Annotated in this window: 21 protein-coding genes; 11 read left to right on the top strand and 10 right to left on the bottom strand. The window is 41.9% G+C overall.

Features of this window, described 5'->3' with window-relative positions:
* The first annotated feature begins 55 nt into the window (after positions 1 to 55).
* Both FHW89_RS19780 and FHW89_RS19785 read left to right on the top strand, forming a co-directional pair.
* Positions 56 to 640: an O-methyltransferase gene (locus FHW89_RS19780; protein WP_172336773.1), complete on the top strand. Its 585-nt coding sequence runs from the start codon at positions 56 to 58 to the stop codon at positions 638 to 640.
* Between the two features lie 55 nt (positions 641 to 695).
* The gene (locus FHW89_RS19785) at positions 696 to 1,169 is read left to right on the top strand and encodes a CYTH domain-containing protein (protein WP_172336774.1); all 474 of its coding nucleotides are present in this window, start codon (positions 696 to 698) and stop codon (positions 1,167 to 1,169) included.
* A gap of 16 nt (positions 1,170 to 1,185) precedes the next feature.
* Here the strand turns inward: FHW89_RS19785 and FHW89_RS19790 are convergent, their stop codons facing one another.
* From FHW89_RS19790 to FHW89_RS19810, 5 genes are all read right to left on the bottom strand, one after another.
* Positions 1,186 to 1,479, bottom strand: a complete 294-nt coding sequence (locus tag FHW89_RS19790) for a hypothetical protein (protein WP_172336775.1) — start codon at positions 1,477 to 1,479, stop codon at positions 1,186 to 1,188.
* A gap of 273 nt (positions 1,480 to 1,752) precedes the next feature.
* On the bottom strand, positions 1,753 to 1,968 hold the full coding sequence (locus tag FHW89_RS19795; protein ID WP_166088316.1) for a hypothetical protein: 216 nt from the start codon (positions 1,966 to 1,968) through the stop codon (positions 1,753 to 1,755).
* Positions 1,969 to 2,111: 143 nt separating this feature from the next.
* On the bottom strand, positions 2,112 to 2,663 hold the full coding sequence (locus FHW89_RS19800) for a GNAT family N-acetyltransferase (RefSeq protein WP_172336776.1): 552 nt from the start codon (positions 2,661 to 2,663) through the stop codon (positions 2,112 to 2,114).
* A gap of 101 nt (positions 2,664 to 2,764) precedes the next feature.
* A complete protein-coding gene (locus FHW89_RS19805) occupies positions 2,765 to 3,937 on the bottom strand; it encodes a M28 family metallopeptidase (RefSeq protein WP_172336777.1) in 1,173 nt (390 codons plus the stop codon).
* A 246-nt stretch (positions 3,938 to 4,183) separates the two neighbouring features.
* Entirely contained in the window at positions 4,184 to 5,110 is a 927-nt protein-coding gene (locus FHW89_RS19810; RefSeq protein WP_172336778.1) for a hydroxypyruvate isomerase family protein, read from the bottom strand.
* Positions 5,111 to 5,507: 397 nt separating this feature from the next.
* Between FHW89_RS19810 and FHW89_RS19815 the strand changes: the two genes are divergently transcribed.
* Positions 5,508 to 5,696: a hypothetical protein gene (locus tag FHW89_RS19815; protein WP_076372763.1), complete on the top strand. Its 189-nt coding sequence runs from the start codon at positions 5,508 to 5,510 to the stop codon at positions 5,694 to 5,696.
* 104 nt (positions 5,697 to 5,800) lie between these two features.
* On the opposite strand, the gene FHW89_RS19820 is transcribed toward FHW89_RS19815, so the two are convergent.
* Positions 5,801 to 6,394 (bottom strand): helix-turn-helix domain-containing protein, encoded by a 594-nt coding sequence (locus FHW89_RS19820; RefSeq protein ID WP_172336779.1) that lies wholly within the window; start codon positions 6,392 to 6,394, stop codon positions 5,801 to 5,803.
* A 283-nt stretch (positions 6,395 to 6,677) separates the two neighbouring features.
* Here FHW89_RS19820 and FHW89_RS19825 point away from each other — a divergent pair, with 283 nt between their 5' ends.
* Positions 6,678 to 7,172 (top strand): hypothetical protein, encoded by a 495-nt coding sequence (locus FHW89_RS19825; RefSeq protein ID WP_172336780.1) that lies wholly within the window; start codon positions 6,678 to 6,680, stop codon positions 7,170 to 7,172.
* A gap of 31 nt (positions 7,173 to 7,203) precedes the next feature.
* Positions 7,204 to 7,401, top strand: coding sequence for a hypothetical protein (locus FHW89_RS19830; protein WP_172336781.1), 198 nt, complete (start codon positions 7,204 to 7,206; stop codon positions 7,399 to 7,401).
* Positions 7,402 to 7,537: 136 nt separating this feature from the next.
* Here FHW89_RS19830 and FHW89_RS19835 read toward each other — a convergent pair whose 3' ends face one another.
* Both FHW89_RS19835 and FHW89_RS19840 read right to left on the bottom strand, forming a co-directional pair.
* Positions 7,538 to 7,867, bottom strand: a complete 330-nt coding sequence (locus FHW89_RS19835; RefSeq protein ID WP_172336782.1) for a YbjQ family protein — start codon at positions 7,865 to 7,867, stop codon at positions 7,538 to 7,540.
* Positions 7,868 to 8,010: 143 nt separating this feature from the next.
* Complete coding sequence (locus FHW89_RS19840) at positions 8,011 to 8,292, bottom strand: pyrimidine/purine nucleoside phosphorylase (RefSeq protein ID WP_172336783.1); 282 nt, start codon at positions 8,290 to 8,292, stop codon at positions 8,011 to 8,013.
* A 167-nt stretch (positions 8,293 to 8,459) separates the two neighbouring features.
* Between FHW89_RS19840 and FHW89_RS19845 the strand changes: the two genes are divergently transcribed.
* Positions 8,460 to 9,020, top strand: coding sequence for a hypothetical protein (locus FHW89_RS19845; protein WP_172336784.1), 561 nt, complete (start codon positions 8,460 to 8,462; stop codon positions 9,018 to 9,020).
* Positions 9,021 to 9,162: 142 nt separating this feature from the next.
* Here FHW89_RS19845 and FHW89_RS28680 read toward each other — a convergent pair whose 3' ends face one another.
* Complete coding sequence (locus FHW89_RS28680) at positions 9,163 to 9,561, bottom strand: hypothetical protein (protein WP_216650633.1); 399 nt, start codon at positions 9,559 to 9,561, stop codon at positions 9,163 to 9,165.
* Between the two features lie 209 nt (positions 9,562 to 9,770).
* On the opposite strand from FHW89_RS28680, the gene FHW89_RS19855 reads away from it, so the two are divergent.
* The 3 genes from FHW89_RS19855 to FHW89_RS19865 all read left to right on the top strand — a co-directional run bounded on the left by FHW89_RS19855 (position 9,771) and on the right by FHW89_RS19865 (position 15,160).
* Positions 9,771 to 10,706, top strand: coding sequence for a cation diffusion facilitator family transporter (locus FHW89_RS19855; protein WP_172336785.1), 936 nt, complete (start codon positions 9,771 to 9,773; stop codon positions 10,704 to 10,706).
* Positions 10,707 to 10,910: 204 nt separating this feature from the next.
* On the top strand, positions 10,911 to 12,707 hold the full coding sequence (locus tag FHW89_RS19860; protein WP_253952277.1) for an alpha-L-fucosidase: 1,797 nt from the start codon (positions 10,911 to 10,913) through the stop codon (positions 12,705 to 12,707).
* A gap of 518 nt (positions 12,708 to 13,225) precedes the next feature.
* Complete coding sequence (locus FHW89_RS19865) at positions 13,226 to 15,160, top strand: LTA synthase family protein (RefSeq protein ID WP_172336786.1); 1,935 nt, start codon at positions 13,226 to 13,228, stop codon at positions 15,158 to 15,160.
* Here the strand turns inward: FHW89_RS19865 and FHW89_RS19870 are convergent.
* On the bottom strand, positions 15,157 to 15,402 hold the full coding sequence (locus tag FHW89_RS19870) for a hypothetical protein (protein ID WP_172336787.1): 246 nt from the start codon (positions 15,400 to 15,402) through the stop codon (positions 15,157 to 15,159). The genes FHW89_RS19865 and FHW89_RS19870 overlap by 4 nt on opposite strands.
* A gap of 422 nt (positions 15,403 to 15,824) precedes the next feature.
* Between FHW89_RS19870 and FHW89_RS19875 the strand changes: the two genes are divergently transcribed.
* Positions 15,825 to 17,549, top strand: coding sequence for a hypothetical protein (locus tag FHW89_RS19875; RefSeq protein ID WP_172336788.1), 1,725 nt, complete (start codon positions 15,825 to 15,827; stop codon positions 17,547 to 17,549).
* Positions 17,550 to 17,569: 20 nt separating this feature from the next.
* On the top strand, positions 17,570 to 18,358 hold the full coding sequence (locus tag FHW89_RS19880; RefSeq protein ID WP_172336789.1) for a hypothetical protein: 789 nt from the start codon (positions 17,570 to 17,572) through the stop codon (positions 18,356 to 18,358).
* The last annotated feature ends 14 nt before the right edge of the window (positions 18,359 to 18,372 follow it).

An 18,372-nucleotide genomic window follows, 5' to 3' on the forward strand; every position in this document is an offset into this window, starting at 1 on the left:
GATTTTGTTGGCTATACTTGTAAAAGTAAACAAGCATAATCTAAACTGCTATCCCATGAACCAGGACATCAAACAACCTTATCCCCAATCGTATACCGATATTGATAAAGCCACTATCGAATCGGGTTTTACCATGGCATCTGATCCTTTAACCTGCTCTTTACTAAAAACGCTGGCTGCTGCAAAGCCTGGCGGTAAATTCCTGGAGCTGGGTACGGGTACAGGTTTATCCACTTCATGGATATTGGATGGGATGGATAATGCGTCCTCACTTATTTCCATTGATAACGATGCCCCTTTTTTAGCCATTGCCAATCAGTTTTTGGGTGATGATAAGCGATTAGAACTGGTTTGCATTGATGGCGCCGACTGGTTTGAACAAAACAAGCATCAAAAATTTGATTATATTTTTGCTGATACCTGGCACGGTAAATATTTGCTGCTTGATGAGGCCATAGCCATGCTTAACCCGGGTGGGCTATATATTATTGATGATATGCTGCCCCAGCCCAACTGGCCCGATGGCCATCACGAAAAAGCTATAAAATTAGTTGAAGATCTGGAACAACGGACTGACCTGGTACTTACCAAACAATGCTGGGCCACCGGCATTGTGATAGCGGTTAAAAAAGCAGTATGATAACTTTAAAATAAATGTTGTTTCATTCTATCTTTACCGCTCAGGTATAAAAATTATGGCTATTGAAATTGAACGCAAGTTCCTGGTTGATCACGAACAGTGGCAGCTTCTTCATAAACCCGTGGGTAAACATTTTCGCCAGGGATATATTTCAAGTGACGATATCAAAACCATCCGGGTGCGTGTTACCGACGAATTGGGGTATATAACCATAAAAGGCAAAACAAAAGGTTTCAGCCGGTTGGAATATGAATATACCATCCCCGTGAATGAGGGGGGAGAATTGCTGAATAACTTTGCATCGTCAGAGCTGGAAAAGACCCGTTATTGCATTACTTACGAAGGTAAAGTTTGGGAAGTTGATGAGTTTTTGGGTGAAAATCAGGGTTTGCTGGTGGCGGAAATTGAACTGGAAGATGAAACGGAAACGTTTAAGTTGCCACCATGGGTCACTGTTGAAGTTACCGGCGACAAAAAATATTACAATTCGGCTTTATCGGTAAATCCGTTTAAAAGGTGGAACGGGTAATTATTTAAAACAGAACTTATGCGCTTTGAGGCAAGGCTAATAAATAATCCGGCATTGACTCGTCAGATACAGTTTTAACGTATTTATTACCATCCGGACAAAGAGCAGGGATCAGTGAAGTTTTATTGCCATATTCATCAATAATATAGGCATCCCCATCGGCATCCTTTATCCAGTCATAAAGTTTTGCCCTTTCGGTAACTCCCTTTACATTAATACGTTCGTTTACCCATTCTAATGAATCAATAGCTACATAAGGGTTTTTGTGCAGTTTAGCATCGGTTTTTATACAAAGAATACGTACAGACATCGGCTCATTCGTTTTTAATTAACAGGTTCTACAAAATTAAAACAAATGAGAATGAAGGGAAATAGGTGTTTTCACCCATTTTTTTTGCGTAAAACCCCCCGAAGTAGGCTAAAAGTCAAATAATTGACTATCGTTTAGTAAGTAAAATTTTAGCTTAAAGTTTATTAGATAATGCCCTTTGAAGCGGGGCGAAATTGAAGAAAACAGGAGGGGAGAGATAGATTTATAATAAAAGCCCTGATATTATTGATACCAGGGCTTTTATTGTGCTATTTACCAGCCAGTGCCTTTTTTGGCGTTACCGTTTTTGATATGCTCTTCGGCAGTTGCTTTGCCCATGATAGCTGCCATTTTATTACCAGCGCTATCTTTTCCAGTGGCTATGTACCTTCCTGATTTTACGTCGATAACAGGATCGATCATTGGTACATTTTTAGTTTTGGTTTTTACTGAATACGCGGTAATGCCGCTTCCTTTTTCTGTTGCCATGATAAGTTCTTTTGTTTTTAATAATTGTTAACCCCATTTAAACCGAATTGTTTCGGCTTTAGTTATAATTGGTAATTGTGCTGTAAACATGCATTAAAAATTTTTAAATCAAAATACCTGAAGTAAATATTTTGTTAACATATTTAATTTTTTGTTAATAACGTGTAAACTATAGTGTCTTCAAATACACCGTTAAAAAAGTGGTTTTCTTTGAAGTGTCCTTCCTTTACAAAGCTGTTTTTTTGAAGCAATTTTATCGAAGCAAGGTTGCCCGGACTTACATTAGCTTGTATGGAGTGCAGCCTCATGGGCCCAAAACCGTAATTAATAATGGTTTCTATGGCTTCCTGCATGATACCCATACCCTGGTAGGCCGGATTTAGGAGATATCCTATCTCGGCCCGGTAATTCTCTTTCTCAATACGCCAAAAACCTATGCTGCCGATGCACTCATGATCACCTTTAAGTGTAATGCACCAGGTAATACCATTATTGCCGCTTAGTAATTCGTTAATAACTTTTATCAGGTTAATGGCATCATCAATGGTTTTTGTGAGCGGGCGGGATATATATTGCATAATAACCGGATCTTTTCGCAGCTCAAAAAGCCTGGGCGCGTCGTCAAAAGTAAACCGGCGCAGTATCAAACGTTCGGTACTGAGAACAGGAAACGGGGTGAAGTTAAGTTCGAGCATAATAGAGAAGAAGGAGTTAAGAATCAAGACTCAAGATAACACAAAAGCCGAAATTTTGCATGATAAAGGGGGGGAGACACCGGGCGGGAATCACGAACATGTTAATTAGCTGATAGTGCAGAACGTTGTTTAGGCATCAGGCTGCTGTTGAACTTCAGGATGAGCTTAAACAGATCGGCATACTCCGTAAGTGGTAAAGTTTTGCTGATGTCAAAAACATCATGATAAGCCTTGATGCCACCCAGGGTATATATAAAAAAAGCAGGGACTCCTTTCTCTGTAAAATAATAATGATCGCTGTTGGCGGCTTTTCCGCGTGGGTTTACTTTTACCAGGTAATTACCCTGGCTGTTAATTTGTTTCAAAGCAGCAAACTCTTTGGGGTAAACGGTAGCGTTTACTATAGTTAAGCCTTCGATACCGGTACCGTCAAGATCCAAATTGATCAGGAAGCGGATATTTTTCAATGGAATTAAAGGATTATCGGTAAAATATTTAGAGCCCAGCAGCCCGGCCTCTTCGCCCGAAAAGCAGATAAAAGCCATGCTATAGCGCTGCGGATGGGCGCCATAGTATTTGGCCAGGCTTAACAATTGTGTAACCCCGCTGGCATTATCATTAGCCCCCGGAAAGTAAGTATTACCACCCATGCCCCCTAAATGATCATAATGCGCGGTGATAACCAATACCGAGTCGGGTTTGGAGGTGCCTTTGACAATGCCGCAGATGTTTGCCGTTTTATAATCGGGGATTAATTGGTTCTCGATATCGATCTGAATAGAAGCCGGTGTTTGTTTCACCGACTTTTTATCCATCTGTATCAGTGTATAATCAAGTACCTTGCCTTCAACAGACCAGGTGAGTTTATCTTCGAGCGACAGCACCACACGATTTTCCTTATCAACAAAGTGTGTACTATCAACCTGCTCCAGCTTACCCGCGCCGGTTACCCCTTTACTATCCGGACTTACAATATAATCTACACCTGGCCTGAGCTCTACATTATTGATCGCCACCTTCATTTTCCCCGGAAATGTATTCACCGGGTAGCTAAACTCCTGCAGGTAGTTTTTGTCGTCCATAGGTTTTAAACCATAAGTTTTAAACTGGCCTGCTAAAAAAGCGGCTGCCTTGTGTACCCCATCTTTGGTATAACCGCGGCCCCAAAAGCAGGGCGAAGTTAAAGTATCCACCATTTTACGGGCGAATACGGTGTCCTGGGCGAGCAGGCAGTTGACAGTTAGCAATAACAGAAATGTAAGTTTATATTTCATCTGTAACTATTCATATATACATTGTTATTCATTGAATGCTGTTTTAAGTGTGTTGGCTCCCCTCTTGAGAGGGGGTGTGCTGGATTTGCGCGGTGGCAGGGGTGTGTTTATTCATCAGCTCAGTAAAACACACCCCTCCACCCCTCTCAAGAGGGGAATCGCACACGCCCTTTCTTGAAAATTCCATTTAAACAAATCATAACTATTCACCGGAATAGTTACTTTCATCTTTTATAGTTAGCCCGGTTATATAAAACTATCGGCTTCGCGATAGGCTTTGATCAGGGCTAGCTCGCCTTCTTTACCAGCACCTGCCGTGCCATGTTCCATACCCAGCACGCCCTTATAGCCTTTATCATAAATATGTTTGAATATGTTTTTGTAATTAACCTCGCCCGTTCCGGGTTCTTTACGACCGGGATTATCGCCAATCTGGTAATAACCAATTTCGTCATAAACCCAATCAAGGGTGGGGATGATATTACCCTGGTTACGCTGTACGTGATACATATCGTACAGAATTTTACAAGAGGGGCTGCCTATCGCCTTACAGATGGCATAAGCCTGATCGGGCGTACGTAAAAACAAGTCGGGATTATCACTCAGGGGTTCCAGTACCATTACCAGGCCATGAGGTTCAATAATGGCGGTGCCTTTTTTTAGTGCTTCAATTACATTGCCCGTTTGTATACCGATGGGCAGGTTACGCACAAAATCGCCCGGAACAACGGTAACCAGCTTACCATTGATGCGTTTGGCCACCTCAACGGCTTCTTTACAGCTGGCAATAAACTTATCCAGGTATTCGGCTTTGCCCGATGCCAGCAGGTTGGTATCGTTACCTAAACCGGGTTGTACAAAAACACCCATGGCCATGCCCAGTTTAGCCAGCGTATCGCCAATTTTTTTCTGCTGATCAACCGGCCGGCGGGCCATCCCGTTATCTTCAATACTACGAAAGCCCTGGTCATATGCAAATTTGATCTGATCAATAAAATCGTCGCCGGCATGGTTTTTAAACATACCATCATGAATGCCATAGTTTAAATGAAAAGGTTTACCGTTATCGGGGGCGGAGGTCTCCGCTGCCGCGGGATCTGTTTTTAAAAGTCCGGTTGTTAATAGTGATGCACCTGCCAGTACAGAGTTTTGCACAAAGTTTCTGCGTTTCATAATAGGTAATTGGGATTTGAGGCAGCAATATAAAAAAAAGATGTGATTTTGGGTTTGGAGTACTGTTGTCCGCAGCGAGTTGCTTTTAACTCAAATAGCAGATAGGGGCGCCTTCAAACTTTCAGGATGAACACATTCGTGATTTTCCCTAAAAAATCGTACATTTGTATCATAAACGGAAAATTTATTGCTATTTCCCATATAGCCACCCGCTAATCAATCCTTGTTGACCAGGGTTCATTTTTATCCCCGCTGATACCGTTGCTGCCCGGAAATTAAATTGATGATCCTCCTCTTCATGCATATTCAGTTCGGTACAGAACTTTTGTTTAATTGATAGGGTTTTACAGGTTTTAACCGGGAGTAGCGCATTGTTTAACTAAATTTTTTAATCAATATGGCTAAATCGCAAGCAACCTTCATGAAAAAACAGCTCGAAAAAAACAGGCAAAAAAAGAAAGAAGAAAAAGAACTGCGTAAACAAGAGCGCCAGCAAAATAGCGGCGGTAGCGACCTGGAAAGCATGATGGCTTACGTTAATGAATTTGGCGAGATCGTATCGACCCCGCCCGAAAAGAAAGTATAAATTTCAACTTACAATGTATGTAGTGTAACACTTATAGTTTACACTGCATAAGCATTGTAAAGTACCTGTTTCCCGCACATTTTATAGCCTTCGCAGCAAGCGCATTACCTTAAAAATGGAATAGCCGGTTTGTAAACTACTGGCTTACCCTGATAACTCCTGAAAGCGTTAACCACCACAAAACAAGCATTTGATAAATAAAAAATGGAGGGGACGATCATTGCCGATTCTAATGATCCGATACCCAAAGTCATGTGGATAGGTGTAATGTGAAACACAAACATAACTATGAACAGGATATAACCCGCAAATATCAGTAAGCACCAGGATATTTGAAAGTTGAGTATTTTTTTGCCTGTATAATCAATATGCTTTATTTTATCTTTCTTGAGCATATACAAGGCAAGTGGTACAATAACACCCAACAAAGGGAACGCGAAAAAAGCTAATGCAGATAAATTTAAAAAAGTTAAAAAGCCCCGGTCTTCCTTTTCGGTCCATTCTATAAGGTCATTCGGGGTAACATTTAAAGCATTGGCCAAGCGTTTCAGCGTATCGCCCCTTGGTTCGGTCTCGCCGTTTTCAACCCTTTGTACTGTTCTTAAATTGAGTTGTGATGCGGTAGCTAACTGGTCCTGGCTTAAGCCCAAACGGATACGTAATTCTTTAATCTTTTTGGATAGGTCGGTTTCTTTCATTTTTTAATTGTTTGATATGGAGCAAAGGTATTTTACCGGTTTAAATTTCCTTGCGACATGCTTACGGCATTTATACGGCATTTGCGCCAAAACTGCTCCGGTATCTTCATTTTCTTACGGCAATTGTACGGCAATTATGTCTGCACGCATATTTGTTGAATACATACCGGCCCCATTTATCGACTGGTTTTGCTAACCGCCTATAAATCAGTTTGTAAATATCATGACACTTTCTTGAACCTTTTGATAATTAATTTGTCATAACTTATATCGATATTTATAAATGGCCATAAAAATAAAACTTTGCCTGCTTGTGGCAGGTATGATGGCTGCCTCATGTTCAGGCAACCACAGTAATAACACAGATACCCTTGGTACCGCTGGTAAAAAAGATACGGCATTAGCCAACGCGGCCGACGCGCCGGTTGTAAATATGCAGTATTGCTTTTATCATACCGATGGTACCGCCGCCCAGGATACCACCACAGTTAATATACTGATCAATGGTGATCAGGTAACCGGGAAAATGAACTGGGTCCCGAAGGAAAAAGACGCGCGTAAGGGAACTATCAGCGGTAAGCTTAACGGCAACGCTATTAAAGCGCTATGGACATTTAGCCAGGAGGGTTCAAAAGATACCATGAGTGTTGAATTTCAGTTAAGAGGCAATGCCCTTGCCCAGAAGCCCTATAGTTATGATGCCAAAACCGGCAGACAGCAAACCAATACAAAAGCCGATTACAGCGTAATTTACAACATGAAAAATTGTACTAATTAAGCCGAATAATTACATTAGCTTAAAAATAATAATGAAGAAAAGAGAAACCAGTATACTATACCTTGTATTAGGCTTGTACACGCTGATGATCAGCTGGTATTATAATCATTCGCTGATATTGCTGTTGATACACTATTTGTTTTGGCCGGTTTACCTGATTTATGAATTACTAATTGGCCACCTGGCCAATGGTATGTGGAAAACCATCCCGCTTTCGTATTTTAATTAAAAACGGGTATTTTTTGATATTGTTTATGTAAACCGGCCTATAGCCGGTTTTTTTGTATCTCAGGGCTTCATTGTGGGATATAAAAAAAGAGCGGCATTAATTGCCGCCCCTTTTCTGAACAAAACATATCATAGTTTTACACTTTTTCAACCACAACGGCAGTGCCGTAGGCCAGTACTTCGGTAATGCCCTGCATTACTTCATTGGCATCATAACGCATATTGATAATGCCGTTGGCGCCTAAGGCTTGTGCGTGTTGTACCAGAAGCTGGAAAGCTTCTTCGCGGGCATTTTCGCAAAGCTCTACATAAATGGAAAGCCTGCCGCCAAAAAGCGATTGAAAGCCACCTGCAATATTGCCTAAAGCGCTACGGCTGCGTACGGTAATGCCACGAACAACACCTAAATGTTTGGTGACGCGATAACCCTCTAAAGAGGTACTGGTAGTAATAAGTGAAGTATCCATTGTTTTTTAATTTTTGGTAATGATGTTTAGGTGAACCATTTAATAGGTTGCTATGTTTTACGATTAGATAAAACACAACCTGCATAATTACAAATAATCCTCTTTTTATTTTACCAGGCGCCCAGGGCTAAAACATTATATGTTTACCGGTAGGTGCACAGGTATGAACTTTGTACTTCAGTTTTAACCTTGAATACGGTATTTGCGTTTACCTCAAACTTTTGTCCGGCGGTAAAGGTTTGCCAGGCAGTTTCACCGGGTAATAAAGCTTCTAACTGGCCTTCTATAACGGTCATGGTTTCATGGCTTGATGTGCCAAACTCGTATTCGCCTTTTTCAATAACACCAATAGTACTCCTGCCATGTTCGGTTGTATAAGCCAGTGATTTAACCGCGCCTTCAAAATATTCATTAACGTTGATCATACTTAAAAAATTTAGGTCCTAATATGCTTAATTAAAATCAATTGTTTGATGATTTACAAACTTCAATTATATTGCCCACCCGGCGCCGAATGTTAAAATATGTGAAAAAAGCAACTTCGGTTGTAATTATTACTTCTTAAAAAGCGTTATTTGCATAAAATTTATATATGAAGAAAACTCAACTTATAATGCTGTTACTTTTATCAGCTATATGTATTCAAAGCTGTAAAAAGGACGTAACTACTTCTGCTTCTACAACTTCCGATAAAATACTGTCTGCTAGTATTAACAGTGTTGCGTGGAATCCGGATACGGTAAGCGCTGCTATAACTTATAATGCTGCCACTAAAACCAAGACTTTTTCTGTTGTTGGTATTGCTTTACAGAAAAAAGTAAGCATCAGCGTAGCTGTACCCAACAGCACAAATACCGCTGGTTTTCCATTCGCGACCTTTAAAGTTGATTCTGTTAACAACAAAGTTCAACTTGCTTATTATACTCAGACTGTAGTTAATGGCCCTTTTACCCAGATAGGTACCGTGGAGCCGGGATCGGGATCTGTTACTACAACCGCCATTGATTCGGTTAAAAAAGTGATAACAGGTACTTATTCATTTACATCTAAACAGGTTAATTATGATGGTAGTGGTAATATTATATCAATCAATATTCAACAAATACTATCAGGATCATTTACCAACTTGCCTTATACTTTTGTAACCAACTAAGGTGGTTTTTCATCTCATATTTAAGTTAAATCAGAAAATATATCCGGGGGTGTCAATTAGTCGATAGGCGCCTTACATATTTAAAAAGCCCGCTGTGAATTTTTCACAGCGGGCTTTTTGTTTTATAACGATCAAAACCAAATTACTGACCCGGACGCGTTGGCGTTGATGGGCTTGGGTTATTTGGCGTTGGACTTGGTGTTGACGGACTTGGCGTAGGCGAAGGCGTTGGATTAGGATTGGGTGTTGGTGTTGGACTTGGTGTTGACGGGCTTGGTGTTGGCATAGGTGTAGGACTCGGATTGGTTGGATCCGTTGGAGTAGGCGTAGGGGTTGGTGCAGGTGTAGGCGCCGGAGTTGGCGTTTTCGGTTCTTTTTTCTTCTTCTTTTTATCCGGAATGGTATCTGTAACCATCGTGATTGCCTTTATATTTGATCCCTTAACTTTTTGCAGGTTATCAGCCTTGTGATTACCGGCAAACACCACAGAAGCCGCGAAGGTAAGCGCTACGGCTGCTGCTGTTATCCTTGAATTTTTCATAGTTTTTTCTTTAAATGATTTAAAAATTAACTAATATGATAACATGCGCAACCGGGAATGGTTTTAATTAATTGAAAATTATTTATGCATTGTATTGATAATTAGATTTTTATCACCAAATAAATATGATGTAAGATTGCTTTTCAAAAACGAATCCTCGCTTTTTATAAATCCAAACAAATACCCTTGTATGAGTATTTAGCTAGGGTATGGCATCATCAAAAAAATCAATTTACAGTGCGCTTGCGGCCAATTTGCTTATTGCGGTTACCAAATTTGCGGCGGGTGCCATAAGTAACAGCGCCGCCATGCTTTCTGAAGGCGTACACTCGCTTGTTGATACAGCAAACCAACTGCTGCTTTTACTGGGTTTGTACCGGAGCAAAAAGAAACCCGATACTAGGCATCCCTTTGGTTATGGCAAGGAATTGTATTTTTATTCGTTCATCGTATCTATACTCATTTTTGGCCTGGGTGGCGGTGTTTCCATTTACCAGGGTATCAACCACATCATCACTCCCGATGTGCCGGGTAACCCTATGTGGAGTTATATTGTACTTTGCTCATCGGTTTTGTTTGAGGGTACATCGTTTGTGATATCGGCAAAGGAGTTTAATAAATTGCGGGGCGATCAAACCTGGTGGCAGGCTATCACCAATAGTAAGGATCCATCAACTTTCCTGGTGCTTTTTGAAGATGGGGCCGCGGTTATCGGCTTGTTTATCGTGATGATCTGTTTATTCATCGGGCACCGCTATCACCTCGATTATTTGGATGGTGTAGCCTCCTTACTGGTGGGTTTGTTATTGGTTGGCGTATCTGTTATACTGGCACGGGAAAGCCGCAGTTTGCTGATGGGCGAGGGGATAAGCCAACAAACCAAGGCCCGCATCACCGAAATTGTGGAGCATGATGACGATGTATTAAAGTTGATGCATATCCTGTCAACTTATCAGTCGCCAAGCGAAATATTGCTGATGCTCATCATCGCTTTTAAACCCGATCTGGATACCGCACAGATCAATGAAGCCATTTCACGAATCCGCAACCGGGTAAAGGATGAGTACGGTTTGATCCATTTTGTGATCATCCAGCCGGATATTTACCTGGATAAAATAAGCCCGGATGTGCAAACGTATATTTAAGGTTTGTAAACAAACCACATACAAAGCATAATTCCGCATTCCGGAAACCGGGAAAGTTCAGATAAGGTGTCCTGAATAATTGAATTGTGCCAATTTCGCTCAATCAAATGATAAATACCTGAAATTTTAAGGTGTGAACGATCTGTACTTTTATAAACCATTATAAACGTGCCTGATTGTTAAACAAAATATCCCCTCAGTAAAATGATGAAACGTACTTTACTTTCTTTATTATTATTCTTTTCCATTTGTACTGTTAACGCTCAACAAGTATCAAATGATAGCGAAAAAGTTAAATGGTTTACCGATGCCCGTTTCGGGATGTTTATTCACTGGGGATTGTACAGCGCGGCCGAAGGGATATGGAAAGGCGAGCGCCTCAGAAACGGAAATAACTATGCAGAGTGGATCCGCTACCGTAACCGCATATCCGAAGAGGAATATGTGCAACTGGCCAAACGCTTTGATTGGGATAAGATAAACCCCGAACAGTGGGTATTACAGGCCAAAAAAGCAGGAATGAAATATATCCTCATCACCGCCAAACACCATGATGGTATAGCGATATGGAACTCCAAAGTAAGCGACAACAATTTAAGTAAATTGAGTGGTACCAACCGCGACGTATTGAAAGAACTGGCCGCCGCCTGCAAAAAACACGGCATGAAGCTGGGCTTTTATTATTCGCACTGGTTGGATTGGGAACACCCTGACGGCTGGGATCATAACCAGGAAATAACCGGCCGCGTTACCGACGAACAATACAATAAATACTGGCAGGGCAAGGTTTTGCCTCAACTGCGCGAACTGCTTACCAACTATGGCGACATTGCCATGATCTGGTTTGATATGTGGGTTGATTATAAAACCACCATTGTAAAAAAAGAACAGCTTGACCAGGTTATTAAACTGATACACGAGCTGCAACCGGCCTGTCTCATCAATTCAAGGTTGGGTTTTCCGGCAAGTTACCCGGGTATTAGTTTCGAAACCATGGGCGATAACCAGCTGGGCGCCGCTTACACCGATCATCCGTGGGAAACATCGGGCACCATTGCCAACTCATGGGGATATAACGCGCTGGAGAATGAATATAAATCTACCAGTCAGTTACTGCAATCGTTAATAGGTAACGTAAGCCTTAACGGTGGATTTACCTTAAACATCGGTCCGCGGGCAAATGGCGATGTGCCTTACGAAGACAAAACCCGGTTGGATGATATGGGCGCCTGGCTATCCAAAAACGGTGAATCGATTTATGGCTGCACCGGGCTTCAGTTACGCCCAGATCAGCACGACTGGGGACGGATAACCACAAAGAAACTGGATGGCAAACAGATGGTTTACCTGCAGGTGTACAACTGGCCGCTGGACAAAGTATTACGATTAACCGGCATCCTGTCGAAACCCGAAAAAGCCGAGCTGATAACCGATGCCGGTAAGGTTGCCCTAAACTTTACGCAATCGGGCCCGTATACCCATATCCAATTGCCGGATGCTGCCGGGGATCATTTTGTATCGGTGATCGCGCTGCAATATGCGCAACCACTTGCGTTGGATGAAAAGACGGTAGCCGAATCAACATTCGGAGGATTAGCGCTGACCGGTGATAATCTATCAGAAAAAACATCAGCCTACAAAAAAAAAGCGTTTGATGGCGTACGCCCCTCGCACCTGATCATTAACAATGATGGCTTGCTGACCTGGCAGGTTTATGTACCCGCTGCCGGAGCTTATAACGCCGATATATCCTACCATAACAATTCAAAAACAGCCACGCCGGTAAAAATTACCGCCGGTGATCAAAACCTGTCGGCATCATTAAAACCAACAGGAAAAGTGGTGGTAGAACCGCATGACAGTTATACCGATGAGTTTGTGAACGATAGGGTAGGCACGTTCAATTTCCCCAAAGAAGGTTTTTACAAGATCACTTTAAAAGCCGATTCAAAAGAACAGGCTGAATTATGGCTGAACAGGATCTGGATAAATAACAAGTAAAAGAGACACATGTGATGTGTCTCTATAAAAAATAAACGTAGAGACGTATCACATGCGTCTCTCTAAATGGCCTGTCACCCTGAGCTTGTCGAAGGGGCACGCGCAGCGGCCCAACCCGCCATGCTTCGACGGAGCTGAGCATCACAGCCATCAAAAGAGCCAGGGCCTTGTGCGATTCCTTCCCTCGGGAAGGGGAGGAAGGGGTTTGTTCGCCTTGTATGCGGCATAAACCCCTCCCTGTTACTACACAATCCTTACACCCCCCTCCCGTGGGGAGGGAATTAAAGATGAATGCTTAATCAGAAGCTTTTTGCTTTTATCATAGAGCTCAGCATAACAGTTTTTTCGGCTATGTTATTGCTAATCTAATGTCATTAAATGAATGTTATTTTAATATTAAGCAATTGTTAGTCTGATTTTTTTTATTTTCCGCTTTTTAAAAGTTCCCGGTATATATACAGATCGATCATAATACCCCGTCGACCTGATGCCGGAGAAACTAAAAGCAATGTGTTTTCATGGAAAATAAATTAAGGTTAGCCGAATATAAGGTGCTTTTATACAGGCTGTTTTTGGGGTATTTGTTTTATTTTATAGCAAGGGTGTTGTTTTTTGCTTTTAATACGCACCTGTTTGCGGTTGATACCCTTTGGGCGCTGCTTAAGTTATGCTACTACGGTATAGCCTTTGATACTACGGCCTTGTTGTATATCAATAGCCTATTTATTGTGCTTAGTGTTTTGCCATTAACTGTAAACACGCGGCCCGGGTTTCAAAAGGGTATGGCTATCCTGTATTTTGTTACCAATTTGCTGGCCTATGCCACCAACTTTGTTGATATTATTTACTATCGCTTTAGCCAGGTACGCTCAACCAAAGCAACGCTGGATGTATTGGCCGATGAGAATAACAAGAAATTGCTGTTTACCCATTTTTCCGAAGCATACTGGTATGTGATCCTCCTGTTTATACTGTGCTCATTTTGCTGGATTGGGTTGTACAAGCAGGTAAAGGTAAAACCAGCCGGGGTAACCGATAGGAAAGTATATTTCCTGTCATCTGTAGCCTCATTCCTTATTTTTCTCACACTTGTTATTGGCGGTATCCGGGGCGATTTCGCGCATAGTACACGGCCTATCAACATGGTGGATGCCTATAAACACGTTACCATACCCAACCAGGGCGATATTGTGCTCAATACCCCTTTTTCTGTTTTCAGGACCTTACACAGCAACAACTACAAGCTCCAGCACTGGACAGACGAAGCGTATATAACCACCAATCTTAAGCCGTTAAAACAATACAATTCGCATCCGGCCAGTAAACCCAATGTGGTGATCATTATACTGGAGAGTATGGCCCGCGAATATTGGGGCAGCATGAACCGCGATGTAAACATCCCAGGCTTTAAATCATACACCCCGTTTTTAGATTCACTATCCAACAGCAGCCTTATATTTACCAATGCCTATGCTACGGGCAGGCAGTCCATCCACGCCATGTCGTCGGTATTGGCGGGCATCCCATCGTTTCAGAATGCTTTTACCTCATCGCCTTATGCCAAGCAAAAGATCCAGTCGGTAGTATCCATTTGTGATAGCATGGGGTATCAGACTTCGTTCTTTCACGGTGCGGCAAACGGTTCAATGGGTTTCCAGGGTTTTGGCAGTATCCTGGGATATCAACACTATTACGGTCGTACAGAATACAATAATGATAAAGATTTTGACGGCATCTGGGGTATCTGGGACGAGCATTTTTTCCAGTTTATGGGGCGCACGCTTACACAGCAAAAACAGCCCTTTATGGCTACGCTGTTCACCCTGTCGTCACATGATCCTTACCAACTGCCCGAAAAATATAAGACAAGGTTTAAAGGCGGCCCGCTGGCTATTGACAAATGCGTTCAGTATACCGACAATTCCCTGCGCATCTTTTTCAATTATGCCAAAACGCAGCCCTGGTTCCAGAATACCATATTTGTGATCACTGCCGACCATACCAGCCAAACCTACTATCCAGAATACAGCAAACAGGTAAACCGCTTTGCAGTGCCCATTCTGTTTTACAGCGCCAATAGCGCTTATAAGCTCCTGGGCGTGCGTACAGACCTGGCTTCGCAAATGGATATCTATCCAACAGTAGTTGATCTGATAGGCTATAACAAGCCATTCAGGTCATGGGGGCGCAGCCTGGTAAGCAACCTGCCAACCGAAACACCGAGGATCATCAATTCCCTGGGCAATATCTACCAGTTGATGGAGGGTAATTATACCTACCTGTTTGATGGAAAAAATATCACCGGCATATTCGCAGTTACCGATAAAGGTTTAGAGAAAAACCTGGCTGGTGGACAGCTTAATCCCGAAATGCAAAAGGGCGTGATGGACTGCAAAGCCCTCATCCAGGATTATGCCGACAGGATAGTAAACCGCAGACTGGCGGCGAATTAAAGCTTAGCGGTGATCAGCGCGGCTCCTTCCGTATCGATCTGCACGTGGCAATTGCTTACGGATATGTGGTGCTTAAATTTGCCAACCGATTCGATCCAGTCCCGGGAAGTACAAACCGGCGCGTTGATCTGTACCGATTCTACCAGTATTTCGTCGCCATCAAGAATAAGGCGCCAGCACTGATCCTGGCCATTGCTATCGGTATTGTATCGTATTTTAACCTGGCTGTATGGTTTATTCATGTTGTATAGCGAATTGGTTTAAACAGGAACGGCAAGGTATCCGGGCTTATTATGGCAGTTGGCCGGGCATCAAAAATGTTACAGATAGGTTTGGGGTTGATAGTCTATAGACCATGGTCCATAGTCGATAGTCCATGGAAGGGTTATTGCAGAAATCACAAATAAAGTAGGCCTGTCAGTCTGAGCTTGTCGAAGACTCGTGTGTAGGAGCCTGCCGCCATGCTGTTCAAAAGCCAAAGCCTTGTGCGATTCCTTCCCTCGGGAAGGGGAGGAAGGGGTTTAAGGAATAGGATGATCAACGCTCCAGCCAAGGAGGCACGAAACTTCAAATACCGTGTTTTCACCTATTGCAGTGCAAAAATATTAAGTACATATTGGGGTATTAATTAACTAAGAAACTGTCTGATCTAATACCTAAACCTATGTTCAAAAAACTGCCCCTGCTATTACTTGCCGCTGCCTGTTTAATTGCTGTGATCATCAATAGCTGTAAAAAAGATTCGCACACGCAACAACAGCAACCCGCAATTACCGATCCGGTTGTTTTGCAGGCCAAAAACTGGTATAATAATACATACCTGGCCGCTGGCGGATCTAAATCAATCAATAGCGCCCCGGCTGCCGATGATTATACTCCCTTAAATTTTGCAAAAAATACAAAAGCTGATTGGGGTAGTGCTGTAGGCTATCACCGGTTTAGCGACGACGTTTTAGAGATACCGATTGACCCGGCTGCCCCTGTACAGGCCGATTTGAAAAACCTGCAAACCAATGAATACTTTAAAAAAGAGTACAGTAAACTGTCCTACCTCATTTTAAAACAGGGCGAAAACTACCGCGCATTTATCATGCTGGTAATAGCCGACTCTGCCTACATCAAAAATAACCCGGCAAAACTCAGCAATAATAAATACAACAAAAAGGATGATGACTTTGGCGGAACAGTATTGTATTTTACCCCGGGCGGTAAAATAGTAAGCGGATGGTTTTATAAAAATGGGGCGCTCGCCGGTCGCCTGTTAACCCAGGCATCGTCTTCTGGTAATACTGATGGATCAAAACAGGTACAGGCCATAAAAACCAATATGTTTGTAGAGCAGTGCGATGCATGGTCCATTTCTTTATGGGACCAAACGGGTACCTACATTATAGCAACTTATACCGGTGTGGATTGTAAACAGGTTTATGTACCTACAGGTGGCGGCGGCGGCGGCGGTGGCAATAGTGGAGACGGTTCCGGAACCGTTACCGGCAGCCCATTTGACCCTTGTGCCGGCGTACATGCTGTTTCACCGGGCAAAACAGCGGTTAATAGTACCAAACAGGTAAATATTGTTGATCCGAACCCGCCATGGGGATCACCGGACCCGGGCTTCCCCCCACCTGAGCCTCCATCAAGTAATCCGTGTACAGTGAATTCAAATACGCCTTTTACTATTAAAACTGATAGTTTAGCTAAACATTTTCCTTGTGCGGTAAAATTGATTATAAATAACTTAGGAGAATGTGGGGTTTATACAAATTTAGTGGCGGCATTTACAAAAACAAGTAAACCGGATCTAACTTGGCAGGATGGGGCTTTGTCTTGGTCAACTTCATCAAGTGGAACTTTTGAATTAGGTCACACTAGCCTCGACCCAACTTCTGGTATAGGTCAATCCTCTATTATTACACTTAATAGCAGTATGCTAAAAAATAGCTCCCGATTATTAATAGCAGCTGCAGCTATACACGAAACTTTACATGCTTATATTAATTATAGCGTTAATACTGGGGTAGATGGGATAACACATGGGTATCCTACGGGTGATTCTTGGTTTTATGGAATCGATACATGGATAGCTTTAAATGGTCTTCCTCCTAATTACTCAAACCATCTTGATATGATAGCTGATTATTTTGATAAAGCTGTAACTGCATTAAAAACATGGGATAATGGAGCACATACAGATAAGGAATATCAAATGGCCACACTATTTGGATTAGATAATGGAAGGGACGGGACTTCGGCTCAACAAGCACAACTACAAACGGAATTCAACTCATTGTTAACAAAGTATAGCATCACAGCGGCAGATCTTAATACTTTTAATATAACAAATTTGAATGCTACTATAGATAAATTACCAACGAGCGGTTGTAATTAGTCACAATAAATCATTTTAACATGCAGAAGTTACTTTTTATTATCTTATTCTTTGTTTCAGTTAATGCGTTCGCACAAGAAAATAAAAAAATAGATTCCTTATTCTATTTACTCGATACCGCTAAAACATCTGCTGCCAATCGGATGTGGAGTATCAATAGTGAAAAAAACTCAATATATAAAAATTACACTATAGAATGCTCCTGTCTTAGGTATGGCGGGAAACCAACCTTTTTTTATAATATTGAGGGAAAAGATAATGGGATCTTTCTTGATAAGAAAAAGCTAAACACCATAAAGCTAACCAGCATTCGTACTTTAATAGTTACATCAAAACGGATTGATACTACTGATAGACGCGATTATGCCATTTTTCTGATTGAACCCAATAGGGGAGGATATATGATGCATGAGGTTGACTTTATTAATCCAACAACACATATCACATCGCTCCCCGACGTGATAATTGCAAAGCCTGATAACAGTGCCTTCGAGATAAAAGGATTAATACAGGCAAACTCCAAAGACCTCGCAAAATATTACAACAAATCGGTAATCACCATGGGGAGTATTGTAAATAGAATTGTTGACAATAATATGGTTTTGTTAATTATGGGAGCCGATTATCCTAATCAGGATTTTACGATCATGATCAGAGGAGAAAACAATATCAATAAATTCGAACCGGACTTTTTGCTTAAAGGCAAAAACAGATTAGTAAAAGTGACCGGGAAAGTATTTGAGTATAAGGGAAAACCAACTATAGAGATAAGTAACGAAAATCAAATTCAGCAAGTCCGGAGGAAATAAAAGACAGGTTTAAT

It is taken from the genome of Mucilaginibacter sp. SG564, from assembly GCF_013149275.1.
In the GTDB taxonomy this organism is placed as follows: domain Bacteria; phylum Bacteroidota; class Bacteroidia; order Sphingobacteriales; family Sphingobacteriaceae; genus Mucilaginibacter.